The 14,397-nt window shown below is 62.4% G+C and carries 14 protein-coding genes; 6 read left to right on the top strand and 8 right to left on the bottom strand.

Features of this window, described 5'->3' with window-relative positions; genetic code table 11:
• Window positions 1-11: 11 nt before the first annotated feature.
• Both def and NUH87_RS23710 read right to left on the bottom strand, forming a co-directional pair.
• Complete coding sequence (gene def / locus NUH87_RS23715) at window positions 12-548, bottom strand: peptide deformylase (RefSeq protein WP_338522912.1); 537 nt, start codon at window positions 546-548, stop codon at window positions 12-14.
• A 2-nt stretch (window positions 549-550) separates the two neighbouring features.
• Window positions 551-1,495 (bottom strand): YihY/virulence factor BrkB family protein, encoded by a 945-nt coding sequence (locus tag NUH87_RS23710; RefSeq protein WP_338522910.1) that lies wholly within the window; start codon window positions 1,493-1,495, stop codon window positions 551-553.
• 303 nt (window positions 1,496-1,798) lie between these two features.
• Here NUH87_RS23710 and NUH87_RS23705 point away from each other — a divergent pair, with 303 nt between their 5' ends.
• Window positions 1,799-2,179, top strand: a complete 381-nt coding sequence (locus NUH87_RS23705) for a hypothetical protein (protein WP_338522909.1) — start codon at window positions 1,799-1,801, stop codon at window positions 2,177-2,179.
• Window positions 2,180-2,237: 58 nt separating this feature from the next.
• Here NUH87_RS23705 and fadD1 read toward each other — a convergent pair whose 3' ends face one another.
• Both fadD1 and fadD2 read right to left on the bottom strand, forming a co-directional pair.
• A complete protein-coding gene (gene fadD1 / locus NUH87_RS23700) occupies window positions 2,238-3,935 on the bottom strand; it encodes a long-chain-fatty-acid--CoA ligase FadD1 (RefSeq protein WP_338522908.1) in 1,698 nt (565 codons plus the stop codon).
• A 375-nt stretch (window positions 3,936-4,310) separates the two neighbouring features.
• On the bottom strand, window positions 4,311-5,999 hold the full coding sequence (gene fadD2 / locus NUH87_RS23695) for a long-chain-fatty-acid--CoA ligase FadD2 (protein ID WP_338522907.1): 1,689 nt from the start codon (window positions 5,997-5,999) through the stop codon (window positions 4,311-4,313).
• Window positions 6,000-6,243: 244 nt separating this feature from the next.
• On the opposite strand from fadD2, the gene NUH87_RS23690 reads away from it, so the two are divergent.
• The 4 genes from NUH87_RS23690 to NUH87_RS23675 all read left to right on the top strand — a co-directional run bounded on the left by NUH87_RS23690 (window position 6,244) and on the right by NUH87_RS23675 (window position 9,336).
• The gene (locus NUH87_RS23690; protein ID WP_338522906.1) at window positions 6,244-7,188 is read left to right on the top strand and encodes an alpha/beta hydrolase; all 945 of its coding nucleotides are present in this window, start codon (window positions 6,244-6,246) and stop codon (window positions 7,186-7,188) included.
• Window positions 7,189-7,260: 72 nt separating this feature from the next.
• A complete protein-coding gene (locus NUH87_RS23685; RefSeq protein WP_338522905.1) occupies window positions 7,261-7,731 on the top strand; it encodes a MaoC family dehydratase in 471 nt (156 codons plus the stop codon).
• A gap of 158 nt (window positions 7,732-7,889) precedes the next feature.
• On the top strand, window positions 7,890-8,126 hold the full coding sequence (locus NUH87_RS23680; RefSeq protein ID WP_040070258.1) for a DUF3820 family protein: 237 nt from the start codon (window positions 7,890-7,892) through the stop codon (window positions 8,124-8,126).
• A gap of 25 nt (window positions 8,127-8,151) precedes the next feature.
• Window positions 8,152-9,336, top strand: coding sequence for an aminotransferase class V-fold PLP-dependent enzyme (locus NUH87_RS23675; protein WP_338522904.1), 1,185 nt, complete (start codon window positions 8,152-8,154; stop codon window positions 9,334-9,336).
• 141 nt (window positions 9,337-9,477) lie between these two features.
• Here NUH87_RS23675 and NUH87_RS23670 read toward each other — a convergent pair whose 3' ends face one another.
• From NUH87_RS23670 to zwf, 3 genes are read right to left on the bottom strand one after another with little or no spacing between them, the layout of a single operon-like run.
• Window positions 9,478-10,143: a bifunctional 4-hydroxy-2-oxoglutarate aldolase/2-dehydro-3-deoxy-phosphogluconate aldolase gene (locus NUH87_RS23670; RefSeq protein WP_338522903.1), complete on the bottom strand. Its 666-nt coding sequence runs from the start codon at window positions 10,141-10,143 to the stop codon at window positions 9,478-9,480.
• Between the two features lie 17 nt (window positions 10,144-10,160).
• Window positions 10,161-10,874: a 6-phosphogluconolactonase gene (gene pgl / locus NUH87_RS23665; RefSeq protein WP_338522902.1), complete on the bottom strand. Its 714-nt coding sequence runs from the start codon at window positions 10,872-10,874 to the stop codon at window positions 10,161-10,163.
• Window positions 10,861-12,330 (bottom strand): glucose-6-phosphate dehydrogenase, encoded by a 1,470-nt coding sequence (gene zwf / locus NUH87_RS23660; RefSeq protein WP_040070262.1) that lies wholly within the window; start codon window positions 12,328-12,330, stop codon window positions 10,861-10,863. Before zwf ends, pgl begins: the two co-directional genes overlap by 14 nt.
• A 226-nt stretch (window positions 12,331-12,556) precedes the next feature.
• On the opposite strand from zwf, the gene NUH87_RS23655 reads away from it, so the two are divergent.
• Entirely contained in the window at window positions 12,557-13,417 is an 861-nt protein-coding gene (locus NUH87_RS23655; RefSeq protein WP_177096979.1) for a MurR/RpiR family transcriptional regulator, read from the top strand.
• Between the two features lie 12 nt (window positions 13,418-13,429).
• Here NUH87_RS23655 and NUH87_RS23650 read toward each other — a convergent pair whose 3' ends face one another.
• A complete protein-coding gene (locus NUH87_RS23650) occupies window positions 13,430-14,284 on the bottom strand; it encodes a D-hexose-6-phosphate mutarotase (RefSeq protein ID WP_338522901.1) in 855 nt (284 codons plus the stop codon).
• Window positions 14,285-14,397 lie beyond the last annotated feature (113 nt).

Below are 14,397 nucleotides of genomic sequence, written 5' to 3'. Positions count from 1 at the left end.
GCCTGGGGCGGTCACTCGTCCGCCGGGGCCAGGTCGGGGAACAGCACGTCGGTGAAACCGAATCGACTGAAGTCGCTGATCCGCGACGGGTACAGACGCCCGATCAGGTGGTCGCATTCGTGCTGCACGACACGGGCATGGAAACTCTCCGCAGTGCGCACCAGCGGCGCGCCATTGGGCGTGTAGCCTTCGTAACGGATACGCGAGTAGCGCTGCACCACGCCGCGCAGGCCCGGCACCGAGAGGCAGCCTTCCCAGCCCTCTTCCAGCTCCGGCCCCAGGGGCGTGATCAGCGGGTTGATCAGGATGGTCTGCGGCACCGCCTCGGCATCCGGGTAACGCTCGCTGTGCTCGAAACCGAAGATCACCAGCTGCAGGTCGACGCCGATCTGTGGCGCGGCCAGACCAACGCCACCGACATGCTCCATGGTCTGGAACATGTCGTCGATCAGGTCCCACAATTCCTTGCTGTTGAACATTTCCGGCGGCACCGGCGGGGCGACGCGCAACAGGCGCTCATCGCCCATTTTCAGGATTTCACGGATCATGATCAGGCTTCGTCAGTAGTCGGTTTGAGGGAGTGGTCCCGCCCCAGTCCGGAGATGGGCATTTTGTCGTCGTGCGCCTGGAGGTCCTTTTCGCCGGGATGCTTGCCTTCGGACGACATGTGTTCGATCACCGCATTCATTTCCGCCCCCAGCAGCAGGACCGCCGCGGAGATATAGAAGTACAGCAGCAGCACGATGATCGCTCCGATACTGCCATACATTGCATTGTAGTCGGCGAAGGTTTTCACGTAGTAGCCGAAGCCCAGGGAGGCGACGATCCACACCACCACCGCCAGCACGGAGCCCGGAGAGATAAAGCGGAATTTGTGCTTCACATCCGGCATCGCGTAGTACATCAGGGCCACGGCGAACATCAGCAGCAGGACCACCACCGGCCAACGCAACCAGGTCCAGAGGGTGACGACGTACTCCTCCATACCGATCTGCCCCGCCAGCCAGCTCATCACCTGCGGCCCGAGCACCATCAACGCGGCGGCGGCCAGCAGCATCACGGCGATGCCGACGGTATAGAAGACCGACAGCGGGAAGCGCTTCCAGATCGGCCGCCCCTCGACCACATCGTAGGCAGCGTTCATCGCGCTCATCATCAGGCGCACACCGGCCGAGGCGGTCCACAGGGCAATGACGATACCCACCGAGAGCAGGCCGCCCTTGGATTGCTGCAACTGGTCGATCACCGGGTTGACCTGGTCCAACGCCTGGGGCGGCAACACCAGCGCCGACTGCAGGCGCAGCCAGGTGAAGAAGTCCGGCAGGTGGAGGAAACCGATCAGGGCGATCAGGAACAACAGGAAGGGAAACAGCGAAAACAGCATCTGGTAGGCCAGTGCCGAAGCATAGGTCGACATTTCGTCGGCGACGAAGGCAGTGACCGTGCGCATCATCACGCGGTGCAGGGGCAGCCCGCGCAATTCGGGGAAAATCATAGCGTCTCCTTTCGCCGCAAATAAAGGTAGCGAGTCAAGGCGACTCAAAGGGCTTTCCTATAATGGTCTTTCTATCGCAAAGCAACGCGGTTGGCGACCCTCAAAGCATTTCTCGATCCTAAGCAGTGTAGCCGCCACGGGAAAACGGCCATCCGGGGATGGCCGCGGTATCCGTTCCCTTGAAGTTTCAGCACGGCTTTTCATCGAAGAACTCAGGTTTGCCTTTATGTTTGCCCGCCAACCCCTGAGAATGCGCGGCAGATTCAGGCTCTGGCGCTGAAGATCGATAACGGTAGGAAAGTCATGAAACTCGATAAAAAGCAGGCCATCGCCCGCCGAAACCAGGAACTGGGCGGCGCGGTGCTGGGCGTCAACAACTGTCATTTCACCGAACTGAACCGCAACAAGAACATCTGGTGGTTCGATATCCCGGTGGCTCGCCTGGCGATCGGGCAATACGAATGGGTGCATCTGTTGCTGTACACGCCGAGCACCGACCAGTTGTTGCACCTGAAGGTGACGACGCAGTTCCTGCGCGAGAAGATGGAAGGTCTGGTGGTGCGCAACGCCGGCAAGCGCCGACCGACCCTGAGCCTGGAGCTGAGCGCCGACAAGGACTCGTTCCTCAAGGACGTGCGGCCGGCGGGTACCGGCGTGGGGTTCGCGCAGTTCCAGCAACCCTGAGTCGCGCATGCCATAAACGACAAAGCCCCGCAATGCGGGGCTTTGTCGTTTCGCGGGATCAGGCCGTCTTTTTCAGGCCCAGCTTCTTGAGCTCGGCATCGCGCAGCTCGCGGCGCAGGATCTTGCCGACGTTGGTGGTCGGCAGCGCATCGCGGAACTCGACGTACCTGGGCACCTTGTAGCCGGTGACATTGGCGCGCATGTGCTCCATCACCTGGTCCTTGGTCAGGGTCACGCCCGGCTTGGCCACGATGAAGATCTTGATGACCTCCCCGGACTTCTCGTCCGGCACGCCGATGGCCGCGCATTGCAGCACGCCGGGCAAGGTCGCCAGCACGTCTTCCAGCTCGTTCGGATAAACGTTGAAGCCCGACACCAGGATCATGTCCTTCTTGCGGTCGACAATACGCATGTAGCCGTCCGGCTGGATCACCGCGATATCGCCGGTCTTCAACCAGCCTTCGCTGTCGAGGATCTCGTCGGTGGCGTCCTGGCGCTGCCAGTAGCCCTTCATCACCTGCGGGCCCTTGACGCACAGCTCGCCGATTTCGCCCAGGGCCTGTTCTTCCCCGGCATCGTTGACCACCTTGCACAGGGTCGAGGGCACCGGAATGCCGATCGTGCCGGCCTGGATGTTCTGGCTCGGGTTCACCGAAGCCACCGGGCTGGTTTCAGTCATCCCGTAGCCTTCGCAGATCGAACAGCCGGTCACCGCCTTCCAGCGTTCGGACGCCGCCAGTTGCAGGGCCATGCCGCCGGACAAGGTGACCTTGAGCCCGGAGAAGTCCAGCTTGCGGAAGGCCTCGTTGTTGCACAGCGCCACGAACAGCGTGTTCAGGCCGACAAAGGCGCTGAACTTCCACTTCGACAGCTCCTTGACCATCGCCGGCAGGTCACGCGGGTTGCTGATCAGGATGTTGTGGTTGCCGCTCAGCATCATCGCCATGCAATGAAAGGTGAAGGCATAGATGTGGTACAGCGGCAGCGGGGTGATGACGATCTCGCCACCTTCATTGAGGTTCGAGCCCATCAGCGCCCTGCACTGCAGCATGTTCGCCACCAGGTTGCGGTGGGTCAGCATCGCGCCCTTGGCCACGCCCGTGGTGCCGCCGGTGTATTGCAGCACGGCGACGTCGCCGCTGGACGGATTGGCTTCCTTGACCGGCTGGCCACGGCCCTTGCTCAGCACGTCGTTGAACTTGACGGCCTTGGGCAGGTGATAGGCCGGGACCATTTTCTTCACGTACTTGATGACACTGTTGATCAGCAGGCGCTTGAGCGGCGGCAACAGGTCGGCGACTTCGGTGACGATCACGTGCTTGACGCCGGTCTTGGGCACCACGGCCTCGGCCAGGTGCGCCATGTTCGCCAGGCACACCAGGGCCTTGGCGCCGGAGTCGTTGAACTGGTGTTCCATTTCCCGCGCGGTGTACAGCGGGTTGGTGTTGACCACGATCAGCCCGGCGCGAATGGCACCGAATACGGCGACGGGATATTGCAGCACGTTGGGCAACTGCACGGCGATGCGATCGCCCGGCTGCAGGTCGGTGTTCTGTTGCAGGTAAGCGGCAAAAGCACCCGACAGTTCGTACAGCTCACCGTAGGTGAGTGTCTTGCCGAGGTTGCTGAAGGCCGGCTTGCTGGCGAATCGTTGGCAAGACTGTTTCAATACCGTCTGAACATTCGGGTACTCGTCAGGATTGATCTCGGCAGCAATCCCAGCCGGGTACTTATCCTTCCAAAAGTCTTCGATCATGGAAGCCTACTCCTCAGCAACGCGAATTCAGTACCGCATTTGATGCGATTATTATTTATCTGTGTTTTTTATGGGGTGAGTCCGGCTTTTATCGATGCCGAGAAGTCACAAAGCGCGCCGAGAGTAGCAGCTTTGCCGAGGGTCGCCTAGAGCCAAATGCGGCCCTTACGGTCATAAACATGACTCAATAAACACCAATAGTCATTTTTAGAGTAAAAATTCTATTTACTTGAATTCCGCTCTAGATCGGCTGTTTCAGGCCAAAAAAGCTTCGCGGGCAAGCCCTGCTCCCACATCGGTTCCTGTGGGAGCGGAGCTTGTCGGAACGCCGCACCGCCGCGAAGAGGCCTTCAGCGGCGCCACATCAGGTCCGGCCTAGGCGATATCGCGCAACTCCCGCCGCAGGATCTTGCCTACCGGCGTCATCGGCAAGGAATCGCGCAGCACAATGTGCTTGGGCACCTTGTAGCCGGTAAAGTTTTCCTTGCAGTAGGCCTTCAGCTCTTCGAGGCTGACCCCCGAATCCCGCGCCACCACGAACAACTTCACCGCCTCGCCGGAACGCTCGTCCGGTACACCGATGACCGCGCAGTTGGCGACCTTCGGATGGGCCATCACCACATCTTCGATTTCATTGGGATACACGTTGAAACCAGAGACGATGATCATGTCCTTCTTGCGGTCGACGATGCGCACGAAGCCGTCCGGGTCGATCACCGCGATATCGCCGGTCTTGAACCAGCCCTCGGCGTCCAGCACCTGTTCGGTGGCCTCCGGCTGCTGCCAGTAGCCCTTCATGACCTGCGGCCCCTTGATGCACAGCTCGCCACGCTCGCCCAACGGTTGCTCGACCCCATTGTCGTCGATGACCTTCAAGGCGGTGCCGGGCACCGGAAGGCCGACCGTGCCCAACCGGCCCTTGTCGCCATAAGGGTTGGTGCAGGCGATCGGCGAGGTTTCGGTCAGCCCGTAGCCTTCGGTGATGCGACAGCCGGTGAGCTGCTGCCAGCGTTCGGCGGTGGCCTTGACCAGCGCGGTACCACCGGAGTTGGTGAGTTTCAGGCTGGAAAAATCCAGGGTCTTGAAATCCGGATGCTCCATCAAGGCCACGAACAGGGTGTTGAGCCCCAGCAGCGCGGAAAAGCGCCAGTTCTTCAGCTCCTTGATAAAGCCACCGATGTCCCGCGGGTTGCTGATCAGCACGTTGTGGTTGCCGGTGACCATCATGCACATGCAGTTCGCGGTGAAGGCATAGATGTGGTACAGCGGCAGCGGCGCGATCATCACCTCCTGGCCTTCCTTGAGCAGCGGCTGGCCGTCGGGCCCCGGCTGGGACAGGCAGCAGCGGGCCTGCTGCATGTTCGCCACCAGGTTGCCGTGGGTCAGCATCGCGCCCTTGGCCAGGCCGGTGGTGCCGCCGGTGTATTGCAAGACCGCGATATCCTCGAGGCCGACGCTCAATGGCCGGATGCCGTGCCCCCGGCCCAGGCGCAGGGCGCTCTTGAACGAGGCCGCCTGGGGCAGGTCGTAGGCCGGGACCAGCTTCTTCACCTTGTCCACCACCAGGTTGGTCAGCCAGCCCTTGGCGGCGGGCATCAGGTCGCCCATCTTCGCTTCGATCAGGTACTCGATCTTCGTATCGGGCAGCACTTCCTGCACCCGCTGGCCGAACAGGTTCAGGTACACCAGCGCGCGGGCGCCGGAATCCTTGAACTGATGGCGCATCTCGCGAACGGTGTACAGCGGATTGGTGTTGACCACGATCAGCCCCGCGCGCAGCGCCCCGAACACGGCAATCGGATAATGCAGGACGTTGGGCAACTGCACCGCGATCCGATCACCCGGTTGCAGCTCGGTGTGGTTTTGCAGGTAACCGGCGAAGGCCGCGCTGTAGCGCTCGAGTTCGGCGTAGGTCAGGGTCACGCCCATGTTGCTGAAGGCCGGACGGTCGGCGAACTTCTTGCAGGAGCGCTCGAACACCTCGATCACCGACTTGTAGGCGCCCCGGTCGATATCCAGGGGGACGCCGGTGGGGCGTTTGTCATTCCAGAAATCAGGTTGCATTGTTTTTGTCCTCTTACCTGAGCCTCTGCGGGGCCGCCTGCGCGCCAAGGCGAAAAAAGCGGTGCTTAGCGGACGTTAGCAGTTAACGCGGATCAGGCAAATATGCCAAACACTGTCATCAACATCATGAATCTAGCTGCCAATGCGCAGCAGGGTCTGCTTCCTGTGCGAGGATGCGCTATACAATGGGGCGACAACGTGCCCCCACCCGATGTCCGTCTCGCCCCCGTGCAAAGGAACCGCCATGATCCATGACACCTTCTGGCTGACCGTGAGTGACCACAGCCGCCTGTACGTCAATCGCTGGTTGCCGGATGCCCCGCCGAAAGCCGTGATCATGCTGTCCCACGGCATGGCCGAGCACAGCGGTCGCTATGAGCGCCTGGCCGATGCCCTGTGCGAGGCCGGCCATGGCGTGTACGCCCTCGATCAGCGCGGCCACGGCAAGACCGCCGAACACGGCATACTCGGGCACTATGCCGACCAGGATGGTTGGTGCGCGGTGGTCAGTGACCTGGCCAGCCTCAACCAGCGCATCGGCGCACAACACCCGGGTGTGCCGATCATCCTGCTCGGCCACAGCATGGGCAGCTACATCGCCCAGGCCTACCTGCTGCACCACAGCGCCAGCTTGCAGGGCGCGATCCTCAGCGGCTCGAATTTCCAACCGGTGGCGCTGTACCGCGCGGCCGGCGCGATTGCCCGCTTCGAACGCTGGCGCCAGGGCCCCGCCGGGCGCAGCGGGCTGATCAACTGGCTGTCGTTCGGCTCGTTCAACAAGGCCTTCAAGCCCAACCGCACCGCCTTCGACTGGCTGAGCCGCGACCCGAATGAAGTGGACAAGTACGTCAACGACCCGCTGTGCGGCTTCCGTTGCACCAACCAATTATGGATCGATCTGCTCGGCGGCCTGCAGCAGATCAGCAAGGCCAGGAACCTGGCGCAGATCGACCCGGGCCTGCCACTGCTGGTGATGGGCGGTGAATGTGATCCGGTCAGCGAGGGCAAGCGTCTCAAGAATCTGGCTGACGCCTTGCGCGCCGCCGGTAGCCAGAACCTGCAATTGAACGTCTACCCACAGGCACGGCATGAAGTGTTCAACGAGACCAACCGCGAGGAAGTCACCCACGACGTGGTCCTGTGGCTGGAACAGGCCCTGGCCCATCGTCGACCCTCGCGCGCGGAATGATCACCAGTCAAATTCTTTACTTTAAAATCAATGGGTTGATTTTAAACAACACCCTTACAGGACACCCTTGCGATGACCCAGGTTACCAACACGCCTTACGAGGCCCTTGAAGTCGGCCAGACCGCCAGCTACAGCAAGACCGTTGAAGAGCGCGATATCCAGTTGTTCGCCGCCATGTCCGGCGATCACAACCCGGTGCACCTGGACCCCGAGTTCGCGGCGGCGAGCATGTTCAAGGAGCGTATCGCCCACGGCATGTTCAGCGGTGCGCTGATCAGCGCCGCGGTGGCCTGCGAGCTGCCTGGACCTGGCACCATCTACCTGGGCCAGCAGATGACGTTCCAGAAGCCGGTGAAGATCGGCGACACCCTGACCGTGCGCCTGGAGATTCTCGAGAAGTTGCCGAAATTCCGCGTACGCATCGCCACCCGCGTGTTCAACCAGCGCGATGAGCTGGTGGTCGACGGCGAGGCCGAGATCCTCGCCCCGCGCAAGCAACAGACGGTGACCCTGCCGACCCTGCCCGCCATCAGCATCGGTTGATGCATAAAAAACGCCGGATAAACCGGCGTTTTTTTGTTCAGGCACGAAACCTGTCAGGCAAAATCTGTATGCCGGTTATTGGCAGGAACTGTCCATTGGCCTGCCTGCAGAACGCCTGTATTTTCCAAGACGCTTGAACAGCGCAAGACAAGGTTGCCATGAATCCCGAGACACTCGAACTGCTGGTCACCCGCGAGATGCCGTTCGGCAAATACAAGGGGCGGATCATCGCCGACCTGCCCGGCCCATACCTGAACTGGTTCGCCCGCCAGGGTTTCCCCCACGGCGAGCTCGGCGGCCTGCTCGCGCTGATGCAGGAGATCGACCACAACGGCTTGTCCGACCTGCTCGATCCGTTGCGCGCCAAGCACGGCAAACCCAAACCCCGCCATTGATCCCGTTGTCGAGAGAAGCACCGCCATGTCAAGGAATGAAGAGCAGGCCCGCGACGAACACTTCTGGCAGGGCGTGGCCGCGCGCTACGACGTCGAGCCCGGCCCGATCAACCTGGAAAACGGTTACTTCGGCCGCATGACCCGCAGCGTCGTGGCGGCGTACCAAGGCCATATCGAATTCATCAACCGCAGCAACTCGGTGCATGTGCGCCAGCGCTTCGACACCCTCGAAAGCCTGGAGATTCGCGCGCAACTGGCCGATCTGCTGGGCACCTCTCCGGAGTCAGTGGCCCTGACCCGCTGCGCCAGCGACGGCCTGCACGCGCTGATCCGCAACTACAATGCCCTGCGGCCCGGCGATCAGCTGCTGGTCAGCGACCAGGAATACCCCAGCGTACTGGGTGCCATGCGCTGGCTGGCGCGCCACCGCGGCGTCGAGCTGATCGAGATCAGCCACCCCTTCCCGGTGAGTTTCGACAGCCTGGTGGCCACTTATCAGGAGGCTTTCGAACGTTATCCCCGGCTGAAGCTGATGGCCCTGACCTATGTCACCCATCGCAGCGGACTGGTGATGCCGGTGCAGGCCATCGCGGGCGCGGCCCGGGAGCATGGGATCGACGTGATCCTCGACGGCGCCCATGCCCTGGGCCAGATCGATTTCAACCTTGAAGCACTGGGTATCCTGTTTGCCGGTTTCAACCTGCAGAAATGGATGGCCGCGCCCCTGAGCCTGGGCTTTCTCTATATCGATCCCAAGCGCCTGGCGGATATCGACCCGGACATGGGGGAGGAACGCTACCCCCTCGACGATATCCGCGCCCGCGCGCCCTATGGCACGCCGAATATTCCGGCCTGGATGACCTTGCCCCTGGTCCTCGAGGAGCATCGGGCACTCGGCGGTTCGGTGGCCAAGGGCGCACGCCTCAATTACCTGCGCGATCTTTGGGTGAGCAAGGCGCGCGGGATGCCGGGCATCGAGGTGCTGACACCGGATGATCCCAGGCTGTATTGCGCCATCACCTCGTTGCGTTTTCGGCATGAGCCGGACCAGCAGCGGATGGCCGACCGGCTGCTGGCGGACTACAACCTGTTTACCGTGGTCCGCGACGGCGCGGCCCATGGTCATTGCATCCGGATCACGCCGGGGTTGGCCAATTCGGCGCAGGACCTGAAGTTGCTGGTGCGGGCGTTGGACGAGTTGAGCGGTTGAATGACCCGCTTCGCGGGATCGCCAGCAAGCCGGCTCCTGCAATAACGCTGTGACAGCACTTTTCGTCAGGCAAAAAAAACGGTGCGCCGACCAAGCGCACCGTAAAGCCGTAGAACACACAACGAATTCAGTAACGATGAATCAGTCCAGCAAGGCCAGCGCCTCGGCGGTGCACTCCTGGATCCGCGCCCAGTCGCCGTTCTTGATCCACTCGGGATCGAGCATCCAGCTGCCACCCACGCACATCACGTTCTTCAACGCCATGTAGCTCTTGATATTGGCCGGGCCGACACCGCCGGTCGGGCAGAACTTCACTTCGCCGAACGGACCGCCCAGCGCCTTGATCGCCGCCACGCCGCCGCTGACTTCCGCCGGGAACAGCTTGAAGCGGCGATAGCCCAGGCCATACCCCTCCATGATCCCCGAGGCATTGCTGATGCCAGGCAGCAACGGAATCGGACTGTCGACGCTGGCTTCCAGCAGGTCACGGGTAATGCCCGGGGTGACGATGAACTGCGAACCCGCCGCCTCCGCCGCCGCCAGCATCTGCCGATCGAGCACGGTACCGGCGCCGGTCACCAGCTCCGGACGCTGCTCGCGCAGGATCTGGATGGCCTTGAGGCCGAACTGCGAGCGCAGGGTCACTTCCAGCGCCGTCAGGCCGCCGGCGGCCAGGGCGTCGGCCAGCGGCAGCACGTCCTGCTCGCGGGCAATGGTGATCACCGGAAGAATCCGTGCACGGGTGCAGAGCTCATCGATCAGGACGACCTTGTCTGCCATGGAGACGGTCGGGACATTTTTTGTCATAGCAGCGGATCCTTGGCTCATGGGCACCAGTAAATATCCAGGGTAGGTTGCAGGAAGGCACGAATTGGCATGGTGGCGAGGCTGTCGCCAGCCAACGCGGCATTCAGGGTGGTGAGTTTCGACTGACCGGAAATCGCCAGCACGGTGAAGGTGGCCGAAGCCAGCAGGGCCCGGCTCATGCTCAGGCGCTGGCGCGGCACGGTCGGCGCCATCATCGGCCAGACCCGACGGCTGCCATCCACTTGCAGAGCCGCCGCCAGGTTCGGGCTGCCAGGGAACAGCGAAGCGGTGTGACCGTCATCGCCCATGCCCAGGACCAGCACGTCGATCGCCGGCAGCTCGGCGAGCAGGCCATCGGCCTGTTCCGCCGCCGCCTCCAGGTTCGCCGCCGCGTTGTACAAGCCGATGAACCGGGCCTTGGCCGCAGGACCTTGGAGCAGGTAGCGCTTGAGCAGACCGGCATTGCTGTCGGCGTGCTCCACCGGCACCCAGCGCTCGTCGGCGAGACTGACGACCACCTTGGACCAGTCCAGCTCCTGTTTCACCAGGCTCTGGAAGAACGCCACCGGGCTGCGCCCGCCGGACACCACCAGGGTCGCCACGCCGCGCGCGGCGATGGCACCACGCAATTGCTCGGCAACCGCCCGGGCCTGGCCCTCGGCCAACAAGGTCGGGGTGCGGAATTCATGCACCTGCACGCCCTGCGGCAGTTTCAATTCAGATATCGCCATACCACGACCTCCCATCCCGCGTGATCAGTGCAATGGAACTCATCGGTCCCCAGGACCCCGCCGCGTACGGCTTGGGCGCATCGCCGGATTTCTTCCAGCCGGCGATCAACTGGTCGCACCACTTCCACGCGGCTTCGATTTCATCTTTACGGACAAACAGGTTCTGGTTGCCGTGCATCACTTCCAGCAGCAGACGCTCGTAGGCGTCCGGAATCCGCGCACTGCGGTAGGTGTCGGAGAAATTCAGTTGCAGCGGCCCGCTGCGCAGTTGCATGCCCTTGTCCAGGCCCTGCTCCTTGGTCATCACCCGCAGGGAAATGCCTTCGTCCGGTTGCAGGCGGATGATCAGCTTGTTGCTGATCTGCAGGCGCTGCTCGGGGGCGAAGATGTAGTGCGACGGTTCCTTGAAGTGGATGACGATCTGCGACAGCTTCTGCGGCATGCGCTTGCCGGTACGCAGGTAGAACGGCACGCCGGCCCAGCGCCAGTTGCGGATATCGGCGCGCAGGGCGACGAAGGTTTCGGTGTCGCTCTGGGTGTTGGAGTTTTCCTCCTCCAGGTAACCCGGCACCGAGTGCCCTTCGCTGTGCCCGGCAATGTACTGGCCGCGCACCACCTGGGTGGTCAGGCCTTCCGGACTGATCGGCGCCAGGGCCTTGAGCACCTTGACCTTCTCGTCACGGATGCTGTCGGCCGAGAGGTCCGCTGGCGGGTCCATGGCGATCAGGCAGAGCAGTTGCAGCAGGTGGTTCTGGATCATGTCCCGCAGCTGGCCGGCCTTGTCGAAGTAACCCCAGCGGCCTTCGATACCGACCTTCTCGGCCACGGTGATTTCCACGTGGGAGATGTAGTTCTGGTTCCACTGGGTTTCGAACAGGCTGTTGGCGAAACGCAGGGCGATCAGGTTCTGCACCGTCTCCTTGCCCAGGTAGTGGTCGATGCGATAGGTGCGGTTTTCCGGGAAGAACCGCGCCACGGCGTCGTTGACCTTGCGCGACGACTCAAGGTCCGAACCGATGGGCTTCTCCAGCACCACCCGGGTGTTTTCCGCCAGGCCGACCTTGGCCAGGTTCTCGCAGATCGCGCCATAGACCGAGGCCGGCGTGGCGAAATAGGCAATCAGGCACTGGCGGGTACCGGCCTGCTCGGCCAAGGCGACATAGTCGTCGGCCTTGAGGAAGTCCACATGCAGATAGCTCAGGCGCGCGAGAAAGCGCTCGAGCACCGCTTCGTCGATCTCCTTGGCCTCGACAAAGACCCGCAGTTCTTCCTCGATGGTCGCCAGGTGCTCGGCAGGACTGCCGGGCTCGCGCGCCAACGCCAGGATGCGCGTGTCCGCATGCAGCAGGCCGGCGCCATCAAGGTGATACAAGGCAGGAAACAGCTTGCGAAGCGCCAGATCGCCCAGGGCGCCGAACAAGGCAAAGGTGCACGGTTCAACCGTTATCGAAGGCATGATGTTTGTTCTTTTATCAAGTTAAGCGATAAATACCTTTTTTCGAGGCATCACTCAAGGAAAAATGTAGTAATAACCACAACATTTTATCAAAATGATGATTCCGAGTGGTGGTCATCACACGCCATCAGTAGGATAGGCCACCGCCGGGAACCGCCCAAGGGCATGGTTCCGGGCCTTGCAGAACCCAAGTTGTCTCGAATCAAGGACCCTCAAAATGGACCGCGTGCGAAATCTCCTGGAGCAGATCCAGAGCCGCCTCGAAGACCTGAACAAGGCCGAGCGCAAAGTCGCCGAAGTCATCCTGCTCAACCCACAGCAGGCGACCCGTTTCAGCATCGCAGCCCTCGCCCAGGCGGCCTCGGTGAGCGAGCCGACGGTCAATCGCTTCTGCCGCTCGTTCGGTGTCAGCGGCTATCCCGAACTCAAGTTGCAACTGGCCCAGAGCCTGGCCAGCGGCGCCGCCTACGTGAGCCGCGCGGTGGAGGCCGACGACAACCCCGAGGCCTACACGCAAAAGATCTTCGGCAGCGCCATCGCCTCCCTGGACAGCGCTTGCCAGGCCCTGGACCCGAACCTGATCAGCCGTGCCGTCGACCTGTTGATCCAGGCCCGGCAGATCCACTTCTTCGGCCTGGGCGCTTCGGCGCCGGTGGCCCTGGATGCCCAGCACAAGTTCTTCCGTTTCAACCTGGCGGTCACCGCCCATGCCGATGTGCTGATGCAGCGGATGATCGCGTCGGTGGCCCACACCGGCGAGCTGTTCGTGATCATTTCCTACACCGGACGCACGCGGGAACTGGTGGAAGTGGCGCGCATCGCCCGGGAGAACGGCGCTTCGGTGCTGGGTCTGACGGCAGCGGGCTCGCCCCTGGCCAAGGCCAGTACCCTGAGCCTGAACATTCCGCTGCCGGAAGACACCGACATCTACATGCCAATGACCTCGCGGATCATCCAGTTGACGGTGCTGGACGTCCTGGCCACCGGCATGACCCTGCGCCGCGGCGTGGATTTCCAGCCGCACCTGCGCAAGATCAAGGAAAGCCTCAACGCCAGCCGCTATCCGGTGGGCGACGAGTTCAACTGAGGCCCGTACGGATCAGGCCGAAGCACGTGCCTGCAAACTCAGATGCGCCCGCTCCCCGGGCGCCAGGCACAGGCTGTCGGTGCCGCCACTGGCGGCCTCGACACAGACGAACCCCATCACTTCGCTCCAGCTCACCCCCAGCAACGGCCGGTGCCCCGGGTGCCAGACCACGGTGTCGGCGCTGTCGCCGGTGTCGATGCACAATTCCCGCTGCCAGGCATGATCCTTGAGGTGCAGCTCCCCTTCATGCTGGAAGACCCGCTGGCAACCGCCCTCGACTCGCAACTCGCCTTCCTGCCGGCAGGCCTGGCGATTCAACTGGTCATAGCCCTGTGCGCCCTCAAGCCCAGACAGCGCTATCTCACCCACGTCGCCAATACGCCAATAGGCGTGCAACGCATGGCTCAGCTGGCACGGTTCGCTGTCCTGATGCTCGGTGCTCAGGCGCAGGTCCATGCTCTCGCCCAAGCGAGCATGCAAATCAACCTGCCAGTCGCACAGCTGCAAACGCCAGTGCAGGCTGACACCTTCCTCGTCGCTGCTGCTTTCCAGCAGTTTCCAGTCGATCAACCGCGCCCAACCATGGGACGGCCAGGCGTTCTCGCTCGGATGGCGACCGTACCAGGGCCAGCACACCGGCACTCCACCGCGAATCGCGCCGACCTGCGGCCACTTCGCCGCGCACCACAACCAGGGCTTCTGCCCCCGAGGCTGGAAGTGCAGCAATTGCGCGCCCTGGCGGCTGAACACCGCCTGGCACAGCGGATGGTCGATCACCAGCACCTCGCGCTGTTGAAAGCGCTCCCACTGGAAAATCGGCTGTTCGCGCCGGGATTTGAAAAAGCGTTGTAGCGGTTGCTCGTGCATGTGCCGCGAATCCTGAAATCACCAAACCATTTGCATCTTTCCACCTGTAGGAGCGTCGACCAGCTGCTCCTACAACGCGCGCCAAAAAAAAGCGGACGGTCTGGTGGACCATC

Source organism: Pseudomonas batumici, from assembly GCF_036585405.1.
GTDB classification, from domain to species: Bacteria; Pseudomonadota; Gammaproteobacteria; order Pseudomonadales; family Pseudomonadaceae; genus Aquipseudomonas; species Aquipseudomonas batumici.
Note: the sequence above shows the minus strand (reverse complement) of the source record. Positions and strands in the feature narration are given on the sequence as shown.